Source organism: Lysobacter silvisoli (genome assembly GCF_003382365.1).
Lineage (GTDB): Bacteria > Pseudomonadota > Gammaproteobacteria > Xanthomonadales > Xanthomonadaceae > Lysobacter > Lysobacter silvisoli.
In genome coordinates, this window is sequence record NZ_QTSU01000005.1 from 167,393 (window position 1) to 186,266 (window position 18,874).

At 70.0% G+C, this 18,874-nt stretch carries 17 protein-coding genes; 8 read left to right on the plus strand and 9 right to left on the minus strand.

Annotated elements, in window-relative coordinates:
- Window positions 1–125: 125 nt before the first annotated feature.
- Together DX914_RS19565 and DX914_RS19570 are read right to left on the minus strand one after the other, a co-directional pair.
- A complete protein-coding gene (locus DX914_RS19565) occupies window positions 126–3,032 on the minus strand; it encodes a TonB-dependent receptor plug domain-containing protein (protein ID WP_115861989.1) in 2,907 nt (968 codons plus the stop codon).
- Between the two features lie 204 nt (window positions 3,033–3,236).
- Window positions 3,237–4,037, minus strand: a complete 801-nt coding sequence (locus DX914_RS19570; protein ID WP_115861991.1) for a sulfite exporter TauE/SafE family protein — start codon at window positions 4,035–4,037, stop codon at window positions 3,237–3,239.
- A 281-nt stretch (window positions 4,038–4,318) separates the two neighbouring features.
- Between DX914_RS19570 and DX914_RS19575 the strand changes: the two genes are divergently transcribed.
- From DX914_RS19575 to DX914_RS19590, 4 genes are all read left to right on the plus strand, one after another.
- Complete coding sequence (locus DX914_RS19575; protein ID WP_115861993.1) at window positions 4,319–6,355, plus strand: lytic transglycosylase domain-containing protein; 2,037 nt, start codon at window positions 4,319–4,321, stop codon at window positions 6,353–6,355.
- Window positions 6,352–7,272 (plus strand): complex I NDUFA9 subunit family protein, encoded by a 921-nt coding sequence (locus tag DX914_RS19580; RefSeq protein WP_115861995.1) that lies wholly within the window; start codon window positions 6,352–6,354, stop codon window positions 7,270–7,272. Before DX914_RS19575 ends, DX914_RS19580 begins: the two co-directional genes overlap by 4 nt.
- Before the next feature lie 182 nt (window positions 7,273–7,454).
- On the plus strand, window positions 7,455–7,832 hold the full coding sequence (locus DX914_RS19585; RefSeq protein ID WP_115861997.1) for a PH domain-containing protein: 378 nt from the start codon (window positions 7,455–7,457) through the stop codon (window positions 7,830–7,832).
- 16 nt (window positions 7,833–7,848) lie between these two features.
- Entirely contained in the window at window positions 7,849–9,075 is a 1,227-nt protein-coding gene (locus DX914_RS19590) for a multifunctional CCA addition/repair protein (RefSeq protein ID WP_115861999.1), read from the plus strand.
- Window positions 9,076–9,300: 225 nt separating this feature from the next.
- Here DX914_RS19590 and DX914_RS19595 read toward each other — a convergent pair whose 3' ends face one another.
- From DX914_RS19595 to DX914_RS19605, 3 genes are all read right to left on the minus strand, one after another.
- Window positions 9,301–11,811: a TonB-dependent receptor plug domain-containing protein gene (locus DX914_RS19595; protein WP_115862001.1), complete on the minus strand. Its 2,511-nt coding sequence runs from the start codon at window positions 11,809–11,811 to the stop codon at window positions 9,301–9,303.
- A 128-nt stretch (window positions 11,812–11,939) separates the two neighbouring features.
- A complete protein-coding gene (locus DX914_RS19600) occupies window positions 11,940–12,386 on the minus strand; it encodes a VanZ family protein (protein WP_115862003.1) in 447 nt (148 codons plus the stop codon).
- Window positions 12,383–13,585 carry a class I SAM-dependent methyltransferase gene (locus DX914_RS19605; protein ID WP_115862005.1) on the minus strand — a complete coding sequence of 401 codons (1,203 nt, stop codon included), beginning with the start codon at window positions 13,583–13,585 and terminating at the stop codon, window positions 12,383–12,385. The genes DX914_RS19600 and DX914_RS19605 overlap by 4 nt, the downstream gene beginning before the upstream one ends.
- Before the next feature lie 97 nt (window positions 13,586–13,682).
- On the opposite strand from DX914_RS19605, the gene DX914_RS19610 reads away from it, so the two are divergent.
- Window positions 13,683–14,417 carry a pteridine reductase gene (locus DX914_RS19610; protein WP_115862007.1) on the plus strand — a complete coding sequence of 245 codons (735 nt, stop codon included), beginning with the start codon at window positions 13,683–13,685 and terminating at the stop codon, window positions 14,415–14,417.
- Window positions 14,418–14,573: 156 nt separating this feature from the next.
- On the opposite strand, the gene DX914_RS19615 is transcribed toward DX914_RS19610, so the two are convergent.
- The 4 genes from DX914_RS19615 to tsaD form a co-directional block, all read right to left on the minus strand.
- Window positions 14,574–15,404 (minus strand): DUF6159 family protein, encoded by an 831-nt coding sequence (locus DX914_RS19615; protein ID WP_115862009.1) that lies wholly within the window; start codon window positions 15,402–15,404, stop codon window positions 14,574–14,576.
- Window positions 15,405–15,546: 142 nt separating this feature from the next.
- Complete coding sequence (gene folK / locus DX914_RS19620) at window positions 15,547–16,035, minus strand: 2-amino-4-hydroxy-6-hydroxymethyldihydropteridine diphosphokinase (RefSeq protein WP_115862011.1); 489 nt, start codon at window positions 16,033–16,035, stop codon at window positions 15,547–15,549.
- Between the two features lie 45 nt (window positions 16,036–16,080).
- Window positions 16,081–16,440, minus strand: a complete 360-nt coding sequence (folB, locus tag DX914_RS19625) for a dihydroneopterin aldolase (protein ID WP_115862013.1) — start codon at window positions 16,438–16,440, stop codon at window positions 16,081–16,083.
- A 53-nt stretch (window positions 16,441–16,493) separates the two neighbouring features.
- Window positions 16,494–17,519: a tRNA (adenosine(37)-N6)-threonylcarbamoyltransferase complex transferase subunit TsaD gene (gene tsaD, locus DX914_RS19630; protein ID WP_115862015.1), complete on the minus strand. Its 1,026-nt coding sequence runs from the start codon at window positions 17,517–17,519 to the stop codon at window positions 16,494–16,496.
- A 125-nt stretch (window positions 17,520–17,644) separates the two neighbouring features.
- On the opposite strand from tsaD, the gene rpsU reads away from it, so the two are divergent.
- The 3 genes from rpsU to DX914_RS19645 all read left to right on the plus strand — a co-directional run bounded on the left by rpsU (window position 17,645) and on the right by DX914_RS19645 (window position 18,858).
- Window positions 17,645–17,860, plus strand: a complete 216-nt coding sequence (rpsU, locus tag DX914_RS19635) for a 30S ribosomal protein S21 (protein WP_031371286.1) — start codon at window positions 17,645–17,647, stop codon at window positions 17,858–17,860.
- Between the two features lie 152 nt (window positions 17,861–18,012).
- A complete protein-coding gene (locus tag DX914_RS19640; protein ID WP_115862017.1) occupies window positions 18,013–18,459 on the plus strand; it encodes a GatB/YqeY domain-containing protein in 447 nt (148 codons plus the stop codon).
- A gap of 6 nt (window positions 18,460–18,465) precedes the next feature.
- A complete protein-coding gene (locus DX914_RS19645; protein ID WP_115862019.1) occupies window positions 18,466–18,858 on the plus strand; it encodes a hypothetical protein in 393 nt (130 codons plus the stop codon).
- Window positions 18,859–18,874: the final 16 nt, after the last annotated feature.

Sequence of the window (18,874 nt, forward strand, 5' to 3'; positions counted from 1 at the left end):
ACGCTCGACGTAGCTGCGGATTCGCGGTCGCGGCTTACGCCGCTCCTACCCCAAAGCGGGGCGCGCACAAACGAAACGGCCGGCGATTCGCATCGCCGGCCGTCGTTTTTCGCATCAGCTACGTATCAGAAGCGGTAGTCGGCGCTCACGTACCAGAACGAACCCGGCAGATCGTAGGTGCCCGCGTCGTAGCCGTTGAGCGAGCAGGTCACGCACACCGGCGGCTCCTTGCCGAAGATGTTGTTGGCGCCCACCGACAGCTTCAGCCCGTCCACCGTCAGCGCGTTCTTCCAGCCGAACTGCACGTCGTGATAGGTGACCGAGCCCAGGGTGTTGACGTTCTGCGGGTTCAAGCAGCCCGGCTTGGGACCGGCGAACACCGAGTTGCCGCAGTCTTCCTCGACCGCGCTGATGTAGCGCACGTTCCAGCTCAGGTCCAGATCGCCCTTGGTCCAGCCCAACTGCAGGTTGGTCTGCCATTCCGGAATCGCGCTGTCGGACACTTCCACGCCGACCTTGCGCTGCGACACGTTGCCGTCGATGTCCACGGCCTTGTAGTCGTTGACGAAGGTCGACTGCAGGTTCGCGGTCAGGCGGCCCCAGCTCCAATCCGGGCTGGCCCAGTTGACCTTGATGTCGACGCCGTCGGTCTCGACGCTGCCCAGGTTGCTGAGGAAGTTGTTGGGCGGGTTGAGGTTGCCGCTGGCCGCGCGCGAGAACGGCGAGCACACGGCCGGGTTGGTGCCGCCGCCGGCCAGACAGGCGTTGAGCAGGGCCTGCAGATCGCGGGCCTGGATCGCCCCTTCGATCTCGTGGTGGTAGTAGTTCAGCTCGAAGTCCAGCTTGCTCGACCAGGACAGGTCCTCCGCCCAGCCCGGGCTGTAGACCACGCCGAAGGTGTAGCTGTCGGACTCTTCCGGCTCCAGGTTCGGATTGCCGCCGGTGAAGGTGGTGATCTGGGTGTTGGCCTGTTCGAAGCCGGGCGGCACGCCCTGCGCGTTACAGCCGGCCACGTACTGCGGAGCCGGGCCGCCGCCGCCGGTCGGGCCGCAGGGGTCGACCAGGCTGGCGCCGAACTGGGTCAGGCCGTACAGCTCGCCCAGGTTCGGCGCGCGGAAGCCCTGCGAGTAGGTGCCGCGGAACACCAGGTCCTCGATCGGCTGCCAGCGGAAGCCGGCCTTGCCGGTGGTGGCGCCGCCGAAGGTGGAGTAATCCGAGTAGCGGATCGCCGCGGTCAGGTCCAGGGTGGACAGCACCGGGAAGTTGAACTCGGTGTAGACCTCGCTCACGTCGTAGCTGGCGCTGACCGGCGCGGCGAAGGAGTCCTGCGACTCGCCGCTCTGGCGCAGCGGATCGGGGTTGAACTCGCCGCGGTAGCGGCGGTGCTCGACGCCGGCGGCGAAGCCGGCGGCGCGGTCGCCGATATCGAACAGGTCGCCGGTGATGTTGGCCGAGAACAGGTCCAGGACCTGCTTGCTCGAGTCGATCTGGCGGGTGCGGATCCAGTCGATCATGGCCTGGGTCATCGGACGGCCCTGGCCGCCGAACAGATCCAGCGGCACGCAGCCCGGCACCGCCGCGCACACGGTCGGATCGCCCAGGGCGAGCTTGATCTTGGCGACGTTGTAGCCGTTGAGGAAGGTCTGCTCGGCCTTGTTCTCGGAGTGGACGTAGTTGGCGTCCCAGCCGAAGCCGCGCTCGCCGATGTCGAACACGCCGTCCAGGCCGATGTTGAAGTAGGTGGTGTCCACGTCCTGGTGGAAGATGCGCGGGCCGACTTCGATCGGACGCTTGGTGATCCAGCCGAAGTTGGTGGCCGGGTCCAGGGTGATGCCGAACGGGTTGTACGGGTTGTTGGCGTGCACGATCACCGTGTCGGCGATGCCACCGGTGCCGGCGAAGGGACCGACGAAGATCGGTTCCGGCGCGGCCTGGTTGGTCGAGGTGCGGTTGTTGTACAGCGCCTTGACGTGCAACCGGGTGTTCTCGGTCAGGTCGTAGTTGATGCTGGTGAACAGCGCCTTGCGCTTGCTTGGGGTCAGCAGCAGGTTGAACGGCGCGAAGTTGAAGCGGTCGGCACCGCTGAAGCCGTGGTAGGTGCCGCCGTTGGGGTTGTTCGGGTCGAACACCGGCACGGTGGTGCCATTGTTGAGGGTGATGTCGTACCAGTTGTCGCCGGCCGCGTCGCAACCGCCCACGCCCGTCACCGGGCGGCTGGGGTCGCAGAAGGTGAAGCGGCCCTGCGGCACGCCCGAGCTGCCCGCGGCCAGGCCCGCGCCCGGTACCGGTTCGGACGACTGCTTCCACTTGCCCGAGCTGATTTCCTTCTGCTCGAAGTAGCTGGCGCTGAACACCGCCGACCAGCGCTCGCCGCTGCCGCCCAGGGTCAGGCTGGCCTCGGTGGTGTCGCCGCCGCGGTCCCACTGGCCGAAGTAGCCGTGGATCTCGGCGCCGTCGAACTTCTTGCGGGTGATGATGTTGACCACGCCGGCGATGGCGTCGGAGCCGTAGATCGCCGAGGCGCCGTCTTCCAGCACTTCGATGCGCTCGACGATGGCCAGCGGAATGGTGTTGACGTCGGCGCTGCCGCTGACGCCCGAGGCCGAGGATTCGTTGACCCAGCGGATGCCGTCCACCAGCACCAGCACGCGCTGCGAGCCGAGGTTGCGCAGGTCGACCTGGGCCGAACCGGCGCCGATGCCGCCGCCGTCGGGCGGATAGCCGAAGTTGCCGGAGGAGTTGAACTTGGCGTTCAGCGCCTTGCCGCCGGCGGTGAGCTGCTGCAGCACTTCGCCGACGCTCTGCACGCCGGTCTTTTCGAGCTTGGCGCGGTCGAGCACGAACACCGGCTGGGCGGTGACGGCGTTGGTCTGCTTGATGCGGGTACCGGTCACGGTGACCGTGTCCAGCGTGGTCGCGGACTGGGCGGGTGCGGCGGGTGCGGCGTCCTGGGCGGCGGCAAGGCCGGGCAGGCTGATCAGCAACGACAACTGGATGGCTTTCGCCAAGGACTGGCGGCGCAGCGGCTTCATCTCTCTCTCCCTAAGACGTGGCTGGATTTTTTTTGTAGGCGCCGCGTCCCCTGGCTGCGGCGTCACGAGGTTGTAAACAATTCGTGAATCCGCCACAAGCGGCAAAGTGCCTGCGCCGAGACCGAATGCTCAATTCCGCACACAAGCGCCCGCCGCGCCCCCTGTTCAGGGGCACGTTTCTTGCACAATCAATACGTTACACGTTCAGCCGCCGATCAGCAGGCTGACTGCGACCGTGACCAGGAAGCCCGCGAACACCCGCTTGAGGGTCAGGCCGTTGAGGCGGTGCGCCAGGCGGGTGCCGTAGGGCGCGGCGACCACCGAGGCCAGGGCCACGCCGATGGCGGCGGGCAGGTAGACGTAGCCGATGGCGTGATGCGGCAGCGCCCCGGGCGGGGCGTGCAGGGCATAGCCCACCGCCGAGGCCAGGCCGATGGCCACGCCGCAGGCCGAGGAGGTGCCGACCGCGCGCACCGGCGCCACCCCGCGCCAGACCAGCAGCGGCACGGTCATGCTGCCGCCGCCGATGCCCACCACCGCCGACACCGCGCCGATGCCGACCCCGGCCGCGCTCATCGGCACGCCGCGCGGCGGCGGCTCGTGGTCGGCCACGGTCGGCCGGTTCTTGCCGAACAGCAGCTGCGCGGCGGCGATCAGGCAGTAGCCGGCGACGATGTAGCGCAGCAGGTCGTCGTCGATGCGCACCGCGACCAGGCTGCCCAGCCAGCCACCGATGAGCAGGCCCGGCACCATCCAGCGCACGGTCGGCCACAGCACGCTGCCGCGTTTGGCGTGCGCGCGCGCCGAGGCCGCCGCGGTCAGCACGATGCTGGCCAGCGAACTGGCCAGGGCGGTGTGCATGGCCGCTTCCTGCGGCACGCCCACCCACGGCGCCAGCCACGACAACGCCGCCACCAGCACCAGGCCGCCGCCCACGCCGAGCAGGCCGGCGAGCACGCCGGCGATCGCGCCCAACAGCAGAAATACCGCCCAAGCGATCGTCACTGCATCGTCTCCGTCGTGGTGGCTCGTACCGGTCCGCGATCTTCGCGCGAAACACGCGTCGCGTCATTCGCATCGCCCGCACGTCGGAACGGCCACGCCTCCAAACATCCGCCCGCACCCGACACACCGTCATTCCGGCGAAAGCCGGAACCCATTTGGATTCCCCCCCTCGTCCCAGCCAAGATCAAAGTGGGTTCCGGCCTTCGCCGGAATGACGGATTCGTGGCCACCACCCGCGCCATCACGCAAGCGATTCACCATCGCTGGGCTATAGTCCGGCCATGCTGCCCCGCCCCTTCCCCCTGCTGTTCGCCGCGCTCGCGGCCACCCTGGCCACCGCCGCCTGCGCGCAGACCACCGCCGCGCCGCCGGCCGCCGCCAGCGTGCCCGCGCCCGTCAACGATCCCCAGCTGCCGCGCGTGCGCGCCGCGCTGGAAGCCGCCGAGCGCGGCCAGTTCGACGCCGCCCAATACGCCGACCTCGCCCGCCACCCGTTGTACGGCTGGGTCGAGTACGCCGGCCTGCGCCGCAACATCGACAGCGTGGGCAATGCCCAGGCGCAGAGCTTCCTGGGCCGCTACGGCAACCAGGCTGCCGGCACCGCGTTCCGCGAAGTGTGGCTGGCCGCGGCCGCGCGCCGCGAGGACTGGCCGGCGTTCATGGCCGCGTGGAAGCCGGAGCTGGCCAAGAACACCGGCCTGCGCTGCGCCGAACTCAGCGCGCGCCAGGCCCTGCGCCAGGCCGACGCGCAATGGACGCGCGATGCGCAGGCGGTGTGGACCGCCTCGGGCAAGGCGCTGCCCAACGAATGCGATGCGCCGATGGCACTGCTGGCCGCGCAGGGCGGCCTGACCTCCGAACTGCGCTGGCGGCGCATCGACGCCGCCGCGGCCGAGTGGCTGCCCGCGGTGATGCGCAGCGCCGCGCGCGGCCTGCCCGCCGACGAACAGGCCCAGGCCAACGACTACGCCGCGTTCCTGGAAGCGGTCAACGAGCGTGCGCTGAGCTGGCCCAAGACCGAGCGCAGCCGGCGCATGGCCTCCTACGGCCTGGCGCGGCTGGGCAAGTCGGCGCCGGTGGCGGCCGAGGCGCAGCTGCCCAAGTACGCCAATGCGCTGGGCTTCAGCGACGAAGACCGGGGCCGCGTGCTCTATCAGGTGGCGCTGTGGACGGTGGCCTCGTACGAGCCCGAGTCGGCGCAGCGCCTGGCCAACGTGCCGGCGGTGTCCTACGACGAACGCCTGCACGAATGGCGCGCGCGCGAGGCCATGTCGCGTTCGGACTGGGCCGGCGCGCTGGCCGCGATCCGGCGCATGGGCCCCAAGCAGCGCAACGATTCGCGCTGGCAGTATTTCGAAGCGCGCCTGACCGAACGCGCCGGCGACAAGGCCGGCGCCGACCGCCTGTACCGCGACGCCGCGCGCAAGCCCGAGTTCCACGGCTTCCTGGCCGCCGACCGCGTCGGCCTGCCCTACGCGCTGTGCCCGCTGATCCCCAACGACACCGCCGCGGCCAAGGCCGCGATCGCGCGCGACGGCGCGGTGCTGCGGGCGATGGGCCTGTACAAGATCGAGCGCAAGTCCTGGGCCACGCGCGAATGGGACGAGGCGCTGTCGCGCTTCGACGACGACCAGCGCCGGATCGCGGTGGAAGTGGCGCAGAGCTACGGCTGGTTCGACCGCGCGGTGTTCTCGCTGAGCAAGGACCCGCAGGGCAAGCCCAAGCCCGACGAGCTGCGCCTGTACCAGCTGCGCTTCCCGCTGCACCACGACGACACCATCCGCCGCGAGTCGGCGCGCAACGGCCTGGACCCGGCCTGGGTCGCGGCCGAGATCCGCGCCGAAAGCGTGTTCGACCCCACCGCGCGCTCCGGCGCCAACGCAATGGGCCTGATGCAGGTGCTGCCCACCACCGGCGCCAACGTCGCCCGCCGCCTGGGCCTGCCCTGGGGCGGCGCGTCCAGCCTGTACGACTCGGACACCAACATCGTCCTGGGCACGGCTTACCTGCGCGAGCTGCTGGACAAGTACGGCGGCCAGCCCTACTTCGCCATGGCCGGCTACAACGCCGGGCCCGCGCCGCTGGCGCGCTGGCAGTCGCAGCGCCCCGGCATGGATGCGGACTTCTGGATCGAGACCATCAGCTACAAGGAAACGCGCGAATACGTGGCGCGCGTGCTGGCCTTCAGCGTGATCTACGACTGGCGCCTCAACGGCGACGCGATGAACCTCACCGACCGCATGCGCGGCCGCATCGACGCGCCGCGCAAGCGCTTCGCCTGCCCGCTGGCCGCGGCGCCGGCGGCGAAGACGCCGTGAACGTACCCGCTCGCCGCCACATCGTGGTGCTGGGCGGCACCGGCTTCGTCGGCCGCCGCCTGGTCGAGCAACTGCTGCACGACGGCCACCGCACCACCGTGCTCAGCCGCGGCGCCGATCCGGCCAAGCGCGCGCAGCTGCCGCGCGGCAGCAGCCTGATCGAAGGCGACGTGCACGATCGCGGTTTTCTCAGCGCGGTGCTGGACGACGCCGACGCGGTGGTCAACCTGATCGGCATCCTCAACGAGCGCGGCGACGACGGCCGCGGCTTCGAGCAGGTGTACGTGAGCCAGCTGGAGTCGCTGATCGCGGCCATGCGCGATATGGGCGTGCGCCGGCTGCTGCAGATGAGCGCGCTGGGCGCGGGCAGCGGCGAAAGCCATTACCTGCAGGCGCGCGGACGCGCCGAGGCGCTGGTGCGCGGCTCGCAGCTGGACTGGACTTTGTTCCGGCCCTCGGTGATCGCCGGTCCCGGCGACGGTTTGTTCTGCCGCTTCGACCAGCTGCTGCGCTACGCGCCGCTGCTGCCGATCGGCCGCGCCGACGCGCGCTTCCAGCCGGTGTGGGTGGACGACGTGGTCGCCGCGTACTCGCGTGCGCTGGCCGACGGCGGCAGCATCGGCCAGAGCTACGACCTGGTCGGCCCCGACGTGCTCAGCCTGGCCGAGATCGTGCGCCTGACCGCGCGTGCGCGCGGCCGCCTGCGCGGGGTGATCGCGCTGCCGCCCAGGCTGGGCCGCCTGCAGGCCGGCATCGGCGAGCACCTGCCCGGCAAGCCGATCAGCCGCGACAACTGGCGCTCGCTGCAGACCGATTCGGTCAGCGCCTACAACGGCCTGCCCAAGCTGGGCATCGCACCGACGCCGGTGGTGCCGCGCGTACGCGAGATTCTGGGCTTGGAGCCGGCGCGCGGCTGAAGGTGGCCCGGTGCGCTGCATCGGCGTCACGAACATTCGTAGCATCACTGGATTCCCGCCTTTGCGGGAATGACGAGCGAAAGAAGGCGAGGCGACAAATCGCCGCACCAGCGCCGCCCCGCCCTCGCTCTCCCGCTCCACAAGCCTTAGCATCGGTATCCACTCCACACAGGACTGCCGCCATGGGCCTGCTCGACACCCTGCTCGGCCACGCCGGCGACAAGCCGGTCGACAAGATCGCCGAAGACTTCATGCCGCTGCTCGCGCCCGGCGAAACCGTGCAGCGCGCGTTCGGCGAGATCCGCGACCTGATCGTGTTCACCGACCGCCGCCTGATCCTGGTGGACAAGCAGGGCGTGACCGGCCGCAAGACAGAATTCCTCAGCCTGCCCTACCGCAGCATCGTGATGTTCTCGCTGGAAACCGCTGGCCACTTCGACCTGGAGTCGGAGCTGCGGGTGTGGGTGTCCGGCCAGGCCGCGCCGATCGTGCGCCACCTGGGCCGCAGCAGCGGCGCCGAGGACATCATCGGCCTGCTGGCGCAGAACGCGCCGCGCTGAGCGCGGTCCGCGCGGCATGAAGACCTACCTGGTCGGCGGCGCGGTACGCGACCGGCTGCTGGGCCGCGAGCCCGGCGACCGCGACTACGTCGTGGTCGGCGCGACCCCGCAAGCCATGCTCGACGCCGGCTACAAGCCGGTGGGCCGCGACTTCCCCGTGTTCCTGCATCCGCACAGCGGCGAGGAATACGCGCTGGCGCGCACCGAACGCAAGTCCGGACGCGGCTACCGCGGTTTCGTCGTCGACACCGATCCCGCGGTGACGCTGGAAGAGGACCTGGGCCGGCGCGACTTCACCATCAACGCCATCGCCCAGGACGAGGACGGCCGTCTGGTCGATCCCTACGGCGGCGCGCGCGATGTCGAGGCGCGGGTGCTGCGCCACGTCGGTCCGGCCTTCGTCGAAGATCCGCTGCGGGTGTTGCGTGCGGCGCGCTTCATGGCCCGCTTCGCGCCGCTGGGTTTCAGCGTGGCGCCGGAGACCGTGGCGCTGATGCGCGAGATGGCGGCCTCGGGCGAGTTGGCCGAACTGGTGCCCGAGCGCGTGTGGCAGGAACTGCGCCGCGCGCTCGCCAGCGAGCGGCCTTCGGCCTTCCTGCATACCTTGCGCCAGGCCGATGCGCTGGCCGCGGTGCTGCCGGAAGTGGACGCGCTGTACGGCGTGCCGCAGCGCGCCGAGTACCACCCCGAAGTCGACACCGGCACGCACATCGAACTGGTCTGCGACATGGCCGCACGGCTGGCGCCGGGCGACGACCTGATCGGCTATGCCGCGCTCACCCACGACCTGGGCAAGGCGCTGACGCCCGCCGACGTGCTGCCCAAGCACGTCGGTCACGAACAGGCCGGCCTGGCGCCGCTGCGCGCGCTCAGCGAACGGCTGAAGGTGCCGACCGAACACCGCCAGCTGGCCGAAGCCGCCTGCCGCGAGCATTTGAACGTGCACCGCTTCGACGAACTGCGCGCCAGCACCGTCTTCGATCTGATCGCGCGCTGCGACGGCTTCCGCCAGCCCGAGCGCGTGCGCCGCATGAGCGTGGTCTGCGAAGCCGACAAGCGCGGCCGCACCGGCCTGTCCGAAGTCGAGTACCCGCAAGGCCCGCGCCTGCGCGCGGCGCTGGACGCCGCCCTGGCCGTGCGCGCCGCCGACGTCGCCCAGGGCCGCAGCGGCCCCGAAGTCGGCGAAGCCCTGCGCAAAGCGCGCATCGCCGCAATCGCCCAGGCCTCCGGCAAGTCGCCATGAGCCCCCGCCTTGGGGTAGGAGCGGCGTAAGCCGCGACCGCGCAACCGCAGCTACGACGAACGTTCGCCGACCCACGCGGCTCCGGGTCGCGGCTCACGCCGCTCCTACCCCAAAGCAACGCCGCTCCCACAGGGCCGGCTTGGCTAAAGCTTCGCGCGTTCGAAACAAAACGCCGGGCGGCCTCGCGGCCGCCCGGCGTTTGGGTTCGCCGCAGAACGACGCGGCTTAGAAGCGATAGTCCAAGCGCACGTAGTAGCTGCCGCCGTTCATGCCGAAGGGCATGGTTTCCCAGCCGTACTTGAAGCCCAGCGACGGGAACGGGTTCACGCCGGGGTTGTCGGCGCCCACCGTCCACTTGTCCGGGTACTGGTCGAAGATGTTGTTGCCGCCCACGGTCAGGTGCAGATCCTCGTTGAACGAGTAGCGCACCGCCAGGTCGAACAGGGTCTTGCCGCCCCAGGTCTGCTCCGGCGCGAAGAACTCGCCGGTGACCGAGCCGTAGTAGTTGGCGCGACCGGTGATCTGCCAGTCGCCGGTCTGATACACCGCCTGCAGCACGTGGTGCGCGCGCGGCTGGCCGCGTTCGACCAGGGTTTCCTGCGCCTGATCGAACAGCTGGCCCGGCGCCAGGATCGACGAGTTGGAATGGATCTCGCGCACCTCGGTCTTGTTGAAGTGCACCAGCGCGGTCAGGGTCAGGTTGCTGCCGCCGGCGAACTCGGTGTTGTGGTTGGCGACGATGTCCAGGCCGGTGGTGCGGGTGTCGATGGCGTTGGTGAAGAACTGCGCCTGGCCCACGCGGAACGGCGACAGCGCGGCGGCGATCGGGCAGTTGCTGTTGCTGCCGTTGCAGGGCAGCCCGTCGGTGCCCACCGTCTCGGGCGCGATCACGCCGGAGAAGATGATGCGGTCGTCGATGTCGATGCGGAACAGGTCGGCGGTCAGCGAGAAGCGGTCGTTGGGCTTGAACACCAGGCCCACCGAGCCGCTGCGCGAGGTCTCTTCCTTCAGCGGCGCCACGCCCAGCGCGCGCGTCACCGCGCTGTCCTGACGCGCGGTCAGGGTGTCGGTGAGGGTGCCGTCGGGGTTGAGGTTGGTCGAGACCTGGTTGTAGTACTGCTGCTGCACGCCCGGTGCGCGGAAGCCGGTGGACAGGGTGCCGCGGATGGCGAAGCGCTCGGTGGCGTCGAAGCGCGCCGACAGCTTGCCGGTGGTGGTGTTGCCGAAGTCCGAGTAGTCCTCGAAACGCACCGCGCCGCCGAGCAGGAAGCGGTCGCTGAGGTTGGTTTCGGCGTCGAAGTACAGCGCCATGCTGTGGCGGCCTTCGTCGACCTCGGTGCCCGGGGTGAAGCCCGGGAAGCCCTGGATGCCGCCCGGCGCGAGGTCGCCGGTCTGGCCGCGGATGATGATGGCCGGATTGTTGGTGCGGCCGTAGGTGTACGACACCGGGTCGCCGGCCTCGATCGCGTAGTTGTCCTGGCGCCATTCGAAACCGGTGGCCAGGTACAGCGGACGCTCGTTGAAGCCGTTCACGCTGCCGCGGAAGTCCAGGTTGAACGTGGTCTGGTCGTACTTCAGCGTGCCAGTGTCGGCGCTGGTCGGCGAAGCGGCGTAGATGCCGGCGGCCGGGTTGGCCGGATCGCGCGGCTCGTACCACCAGCTCACGTTGACCGAGTTGGCCTCTTCGAAGCCGAACTTGCTGCGGCCGTGGTTGATCGAGATGTCCCAATCCCAGTTCTCGCCCAGCGGCGCCTTGTAACCCACCGCCAGCGAGGCGTCGTCCACCGTGGTCAGGATTTGCGGCAGGAAGCCGTTGGGGTACAGCGCCGGCACCGTGCGGTTGTCGCCGGCACTGCGGAAGAAGCCGGAGGAATCGCCCTCGCGGCGCGAGATGCCGCCGAACCAGTACAGCTCGCCCTTGCCCACCGGCAGGCCGCCGTTGAGCCACAGGTAATAGTCCTTGGCGTCGGCGTCGCCCAGGCGCTGGGTCACGCGTGGCGGGTTGGTGCGCAGGCTGTCGGGGCCGGCGCGGTTGGTCTCGTTGCGGTTGCGCGCTTCGGCCGAGAGGTTGATGAAGCCTTCGCCGCCGAGCTTGAAGCCGGTGTTGACCGAACCGTGCAGCATCTCGCCGTCGCCGGCGTAGTACTGCGCGCCCTCCACCGACAGTTCGGTGTGGTCGGTCTGGCGCTTGAGGATGATGTTGATCACGCCGGCGATCGCGTCGGAGCCGTACTGCGCGGCGGCGCCGTCGCGCAGCACTTCGATGCGCTCGATCGCCGAGACCGGAATCGCGTTGATGTCGGTGCCGGCCGAACCGCGGCCGATGGTCTGCTGCACGTTGACCAGCGCCTGCTGGTGGCGGCGCTTGCCGTTGACCAGCACCAGCACCTGGTCCGGACCCAGCGCGCGCAGCGTGGCCGGGCGCAGGATGTCGGTGCCGTCGCTGACGAAGGTGCGCGAGAAGTTGAACGAGGGTTCCAGCATCTGCAGGATCTGGCCGACCTCGAGCGCGCCGGTGGCGTTGATCTCTTCGCGGCCGATCACGTCCACCGGTGCGGCGGTGTCCTCGGCGGTGCGCCCGCGCACGCGCGAGCCGATGACCTGGACCGCGTCCAGGGTGGTCGCCGATTCTTCGCCGGCGGGCGCTGCGGTTTGGGCGTAGGCGGGGGCCAGGGCGCCGGCGGCCATAGCGGCGGCCACGGCCAGGGCCAGTCGATTGCGGTGCACTGCGGGCATGGGTTCGATTCCTTGCGAGGGGCGGGCGGCGGACGTCGCCGACGTCCGGGCCGAGGTTCACAAGTTCTTAACCTTTGCGCAATAAGCCGTGTGACTGTGCCGACTTTGGCTTGTCCACGCCCGTCACACTATGACGAACGCGTGTCCGCCAGACGCGCGTCGATGCGCTGCAGCAGCAGCGCCAGCGGGGTCGAGGCCGTGGCCAGGCCGGCCAGCACGCCCAGGGCGTTGGCCACCGCGTCGCGGCTGTCGCCCATGCGGCCCTCGGCCAGCGCCGCCTGGGCGTATTCCAGGGCCACGCCCAGCACGATCAGCCCGGCCGCGCTCAGCGCCTGCGGCCGCATGCGCGCGAACAGCATCACCGCGTAGGCGGCCAGCGCGAAGTAGGTAAGGAAGTGCCCGACCTTGTCCGAGCCGGGGAACGGCGAGGACGGCAGGCCGCTGCCGGGCAGCAAGGACACCGCCACGGTGGCGATCACGCCCGCCGCGCCCAGCGCCAGCCAGCGCCGCGGCGTGCGCAACGGGCGCAGCCACGGGCCCTTGGGCGCGTCATCGCGCCGGCGTGCGGCGCTCACAGGCGGTGGCTCAGGTCGCCGGCCAGGAAGGCCACGCCGAACTCCACGTCCTTCTCGAAGCCCATCACCTGGAAACGCTCGCCCATTTCGCTGGGCAGGGTCAGGCGCTTGACCTCGTTGTGGCGGCGCTGGCGCTCGGCCGGATCGGCGATGGCCTCGATGCGTTCCAACACGCCGGCCAGGCCGTTGCCGAGCAGGAAGCTGGCCTGCGAGCAGTAGCCGGCGAAATCGAAGCCGGCCGCCACGCCGGCCTCGGCCAGCGCGGTGAAATCCACCGACGCGGTCAAATCCTGCAGGCCCGGCCACAGCAGCGCGTCGTGGTGCATGCGATGGCGGTAGAACGCGCGCAGGGTGCCGTCGCTGCGCTCGGGTGCGTAGTACTCCGCGCGCGCGTAGCCGTAATCGACGAACAGCATGGCGCCCGCGCGCAGGCCGCCGGACACCGCCTGGATCCAGTACGGCAGCTGCGGCAGCAGCTCGGAGCGGTAGCCCTCGTCCAGCGTGCGTTCGATGCGGCGTTCGACATGGCGCACCGCGTTGCCGAGGAAGGCGTCGGCCTCGCGCAGTTCGATCGCGAAACCGTCGCCGGCCACGACCACGTGCTCCTCGTAGACCTCGCCGTTGCGGATCGCGAAGCGCGGCGTGGGCAGCGCGTCGATGACCTCGTTGGCGAACAGCACGCCGTCCCAATCCTCCGGGAATGGACCGTCCAGCCATTCCACCAACTCGAACAGCGGCGGCGTCAGCCGCTGCTGCAGGCGTTCGCGCTGGCGCAGGCGCAGCTCGGCGCTGGGCTCGAGGATGGCGTAGCGGTCGGGCAGCGCATCCAGCTCCAGCAGCCGCTTCAGCGCGACCTCGGCGAAGGCGCCGGTGCCGCCGCCCAGTTCCAGGAAACGCGCGCTCGGGCCGAGCTGGCGCAGCACCGGCGCCACCGCCTCGGCCACGCAGGCGGCGAAGATCGGGCCGATCTCGGGCGCGGTGACGAAGTCGCCGTCGGAGCCGAACTTACGCGAGCCGGCGCTGTAATACCCCAGCCCCGGCGCGTACAGCGCCAGCTCCATGTAGCGCGAAAACGGGATGGCGCCGTCGCCGGCCTGGATCTGCGCGCGGATCAGCGCTTCCAGTCGCGCGCTGTGCTCCAGCGCGTCGGGGCCGGGTGCGGGCAGCGTGGCGGGGTCTTGGGGTCGGGCATCGGACATGCGGGCAGTATAAGGAAGCGCGCCGTGATCCCATCGCGAGCGCTGCGCTCGCGTTTCCTCGTTACTCTCTACGCGTTCCTACGACCAGGCCCCCGTCATGTCCGCACCCGTCGCTCTGATCACCGGCAGCGCCAAGCGCATCGGCGCGGCCATCGCGCGCACGCTGCATGCCGACGGCTACGACCTGGCCCTGCACTATCGGGGCTCGGCCGACGCCGTGGCCGCGCTGGCGGCGGAGCTGGAAGCGGCGCGACCGGGCAGCACCCTGACCCTGCAGGCCGATCTGGCCGAGTTCGACCGCCTGCCCGAGCTGGTCGCGCATACGGTGGGCCGTTACGGCCGCCTGGACGCGCTGGTCAACAACGCCTCCGGCTTCGCGCCCACGCCGCTGGGCAGCGCCACGCCCGCGCAATGGGACGCGCTGTTCGCCAGCAACGCGCGCGCCCCGTTCTTCCTGGCCCAGGCCGCGGCGCCGCACCTGAAGGCCGCGCACGGCGCCATCGTCAACCTGGTCGACATCTACGCCGAACAGCCGCTGCGCGAACACACGCTGTACTGCATGGCCAAGGCCGCGCTGGTCATGGCCACGCGCTCGCTGGCGCTGGAACTGGCGCCGCAGGTGCGGGTCAACGCGGTCGCGCCCGGCGCGATCCTGTGGCCCGAAGACGGCAAGGACGAGGCGGCGCAGGCCGCGATGCTGGCGCGCACGCCGCTGGGCCGGACCGGCACGCCCGAGGAGATCGCCGAAGCGGTGCGCTGGCTGTTGCGCGAAGCGCGCTATACCACCGGTCAGGTGCTGCGGGTGGATGGGGGGCGGTTGTTGGGGGGGTAGCGCCGAAGTTGTCCCTTCTCCCGCTTGCGGGAGAAGGTGCCCGTAGGGCGGATGAGGGCGTGCGATGGCGCAGTTGCGGCGCGAGTGGGCTAGTCCGCGTGCCCTCACCCCAACCCCTCTCCCGCAAGCGGGAGAGGGGCTAGAAGCAGCGGTTAGTTACTTGGTCCGGAACGCGCTTTCCAGCTGCAGCGCGCGGAACGCTTCCGGCGCCTGGCCGTCGTGGGCGTAACGGTACAGCGCGGCCGAGTAGATGCCGCTCAGCGCCGCCTGGTACACGCCCAGCAGCAGCATCAGGGTCACGAACACTGCCGCCACCGCCACCGCCAGGCCCACCGAAGCCTGCGCGGCCAGGTAGGTCAGGCCGACGCCGGCCAGCACCACCAGCAGCATGATCAGGCCGAACACGGCGCCGATGCCCACGTTGCCGATCGCGTTCTCGCCCCAGGTCTTCTTCAGCAGCGCGATGCTGCGCTTGAGCGCCTCGATCGGGCCCACGTCCTGGCTCACCAGCACCGGCACCACCAGGAACGTCGCCAGGGTCCAGGCCGCGCCCAGGCCGGCGCCGATCATGCGCACCAGGAAGTTGTTGTCGCGGTCCTTCAGCGACTGCAGGATCAGGCCCACGGTGGCGGCGATGGCCGCATAGCCCAGGATCGCCGGCAGCCGCGACTTGGCCGCGTTGATGCCGTCGCGCAGGGTCGGATCGCCGCCGTCCAAGCGGATCATCGCCGCGCCGACCAGGGCGCAGTTGAAGAAGATGATCACGCTGTACTGACAGAAGTAGAACAAGAAGCCGAACACCACGCCGCCCACGCCCACGCCGTTCTCGAACACGCGCAGCGCGAACATCGGAATCAGGAACGTGGCCAGCACCACCAGCGTCGCGGCGCCGGACAGGATCGGGAACAGCATCAGCTCCTTGTCCGAACGCAGCACCCCCGCGCTCGCCTTGACCAGTTGCCAGCTACGCGAAAACTTGTCGAACATCGATCCGTCCCCCTGACGTGGTTGAAGGCTGCATGCTCGGGCCAAATCCCGCGCATCGCAAGCGCCGTGGGTAACGGACCGACCGGCGGAGGCGGCAGCGACCGGGTAGACGCCAGGCAGGCGCCGAATGTGACATCGGCGCCTACTCGCCGATGTCGGCCACCACCGCCGGCTCGCCGTGCTCGGGATGCGCGCGCCACAGTTGGGCCAGGCTGCGCCCGTCACCGGGCACCACCGCCTCGGGCGCGATGTCGGCCAGCGGCCGCAGCACGAAGGCGTGCTTGAGCTCCGGACGCGGAATGCGCAGGTTGCCCTGCCCTTCCAGCACGCGCTCATCGAACAGCACGATGTCGATGTCCAGGGTGCGGTCGCCGTAGCGCGGGCCGCTGCGGTCGCGTCCGTGCGCGTCTTCCAGCGCGTGCAGCCAGTCGTTGAGCGCCTGCGGCTCCAGGTCGCTGTCGATCACCGCCGCGCTGTTGTAGAAGTCGGCGCCGTCGAAGCCGACCGCACGGGTGCGGTACACCGGCGACAGCCGCACCGCGCCGAAGCGCTCGCGCAGCGCGGCGATCGCGCCGCGCAGGTGGAAGGCGGCATCGAGATTGCTGCCCAGACTGAGGTAGGCCTTGCCCATCGGCGGCGGTCCGCTGCGTGTGGTGGGAATGCGGGACGCCGCGGCTCAGGCCGGATCGCGCTCGCGCACGATGCTCACGCCCACCGCGCGCGCGCCGCGCACCGCGCCGGGCTTGCTCAGTTTCAACCGCACCCGGCGCACGCCGAACTCGTCGATCACGATCGCCGCCACGCGCTCGGCCAGGGTCTCGACCAGGCCGAAGTCCGACTGCGACACGTATTCGATGATGCGCTTGCTCACCGCCTTGTAGTTCAGCGTGTCCTCGATGGCGTCGCTGGCGGCGGGAATGCGGTTGTCGAACGTCATCTCCAGGTCGAACACCAGCGGCTGGCGGATGCGCCGCTCCCAGTCGTAGATGCCGATCAGCGCCTCGATCTCGAGGCCTTCGATGAAGACGTGGTCCATGGGCTGCCGTGATTCGTGACTCGTGATGCCGCAAAGCCTACAGGACGCGGCGCTCAAACCACCTCGGGCAAGGTCGCCATGTCCCAGCGCGGCGTCACCTTCACCGACGCGTCCTCGTGCTGCCCGGCCAGCAGCCGCAGCGCGCCGGCGTAGGCGATCATCGCGCCGTTGTCGGTGCAGAACGCCGGGCGCGGGAACGCGACCCGGCCGCCGCGGCGCTGCGCCATTTGCGCCAGCCGCGCGCGCAGGCGCTTGTTCGCGCCCACGCCGCCGGCCACCACCAGGGTCTCGCAGCCGGCCGCATCCAGCGCGCGCTCGCACTTGATCGCCAGGGTCTCCACCACCGCGTCCTCGAAACCGCGGGCGATGTCGGCCATGGTCTGCTCGCTCTGGTCGCTGTCGCGCCAGGCCAGCAGCACCTGGGTCTTCAGGCCGCTGAAGCTGAAATCCAGGCCCGGCCGGTCGGTCATGGGCCGGGCGAACTTGTACGCGCCGGCGCGGCCGCGCTCGGCCAGCGCGGCCAGCTGCGGCCCGCCCGGATAGGGCAGGCCCATGAGCTTGGCGGTCTTGTCGAAGGCCTCGCCGGCGGCGTCGTCCAGGGTCTCGCCCAGCAGCCGGTAGCGGCCGATGGCCTCCACCGACACCAGCTGGGTATGCCCGCCGGAGACCAGCAGGGCCACGAACGGCGGCTGCGGGCGGCCCTGCGGGTCGTCCTCCATCAGCGGCGCCAGCAGGTGGCCTTCCATGTGATGCACGGCCACGGCCGGGCGGTCCAGGGCCCAGGCCAGGGACCGGGCCACGCCGGCGCCTACCAGCAGGGCGCCGACCAGGCCGGGGCCCGCGGTGTAGGCCACCCCGTCCAGGTCGGCCACGTCCAGGCCGGACTCGGCCAGGGTCTGGCGGATCAACGGCAGCAACTTGCGCACGTGGTCGCGGCTGGCCAGCTCGGGCACCACCCCGCCGTACTCGGCGTGCAGGGCGATCTGGCTGTACAGGGCGTGCGCGCGCAGGCCGGCGTCGGTGTCGTACACCGCCACACCGGTCTCGTCGCAGCTGGTTTCTATGCCCAGAACCTTCACAGGCGGGCCTCTCGGATGGGGTCTTGCGCCTTCATGGGGGCTATGTTGCACCTTCCGTAGCCCCGCCGCTATAATGCACGGCTCGCCCGGTCTGCACGGGCCGGTCCCCGAATCCGAGATTACGTATGCCCAGCGTCAAAGTCCGCGAAAACGAGCCCTTCGAGTTTGCCCTGCGTCGTTTCAAGCGCACCTGCGAAAAGGCCGGCGTGCTCGCCGAGACCCGCAAGCGCGAGTTCTACGAAAAGCCGACCCAGGAGCGCAAGCGCAAGGCCGCCGCTGCGGTGAAGCGTCAGGCGCGCCGCGCCTCGCGCGACGTCACCAAGCGCCAGCGCTTGTACTGATCGCGCATCCCGTGTGCCCTGCCTTACGGTAGGGTACCGCGGATGACATCGAGCCGGCCGCGCCTTGCGCCGCCGGCTTTTTGCGTTTCGGCCGCCACGCAGCCGCGCAATTCCCCACAGCCCCCACCCGGCCGCCGTGCCAGGAGCCAGCCATGAGCCTCAAGCTACGCCTCACCGACGACATGAAGGCCGCGATGAAGAGCGGCGACAAGCACAGCCTGGGCGTGATCCGTCTGATCAACGCCGCGATCAAGCAGAAGGAAGTCGACGAGCGCATCGAGCTGGACGACGCCGCGGTGATCGCTGTGCTGGACAAGATGGTCAAGCAGCGCCGCGACTCGGTCAGCCAGTTCGAAGCCGCCGCGCGCGAGGACCTGGCTTCGGTCGAGCGCGAGGAGATCGCGGTGATCGAGCGCTACGTGCCGGCCAAGCTGGGCGAAGCCGAGATCCTGGCCGCGATCGACGCCGCCATCGCCGAGACCGGCGCCACCGGCCCGGCCGACATGGGCAAGCTGATGGGTCCGCTCAAGGCCAAGCTGGCCGGCCAGGCCGATATGGGTCTGGTGTCGGCGCTGGTGAAGAAGCGCTTGGCGGGCTGAAGTGCGATGCGCTTCCTGCGGTTCGTCATCCCGGAGCGCGACTCGCGCACCGGGATGCCGTATGGGCTGCTGACGATCGCCTACGACCGACTTCACTCGGGCGAACTGAGCTCCGACGTGGAAGCGCAGTTGAGGGAACACGTAGGCTGGCTGGAACGGAACCTGCCCATTCCGGACCGTTTCGCACGAAAGCGCAACGTATCCCACAAGAACACGCTCGGGCTTTCTTGGCTCAAGGCAGAAGCCACGCTGGCCGTAGGCCACATGCACGCGGTTGCTGGAATCCTGCGGACATATGGTTATCCGGTCGAAATGCTGGTGACCGCCCGTCCGGGCTATGTCGTATACGAGGACGACCAGCAGATCGTCGCCGAGCCTTTTCACGGCGAGCCCGCCTAATCCCCGGCGTCATGGC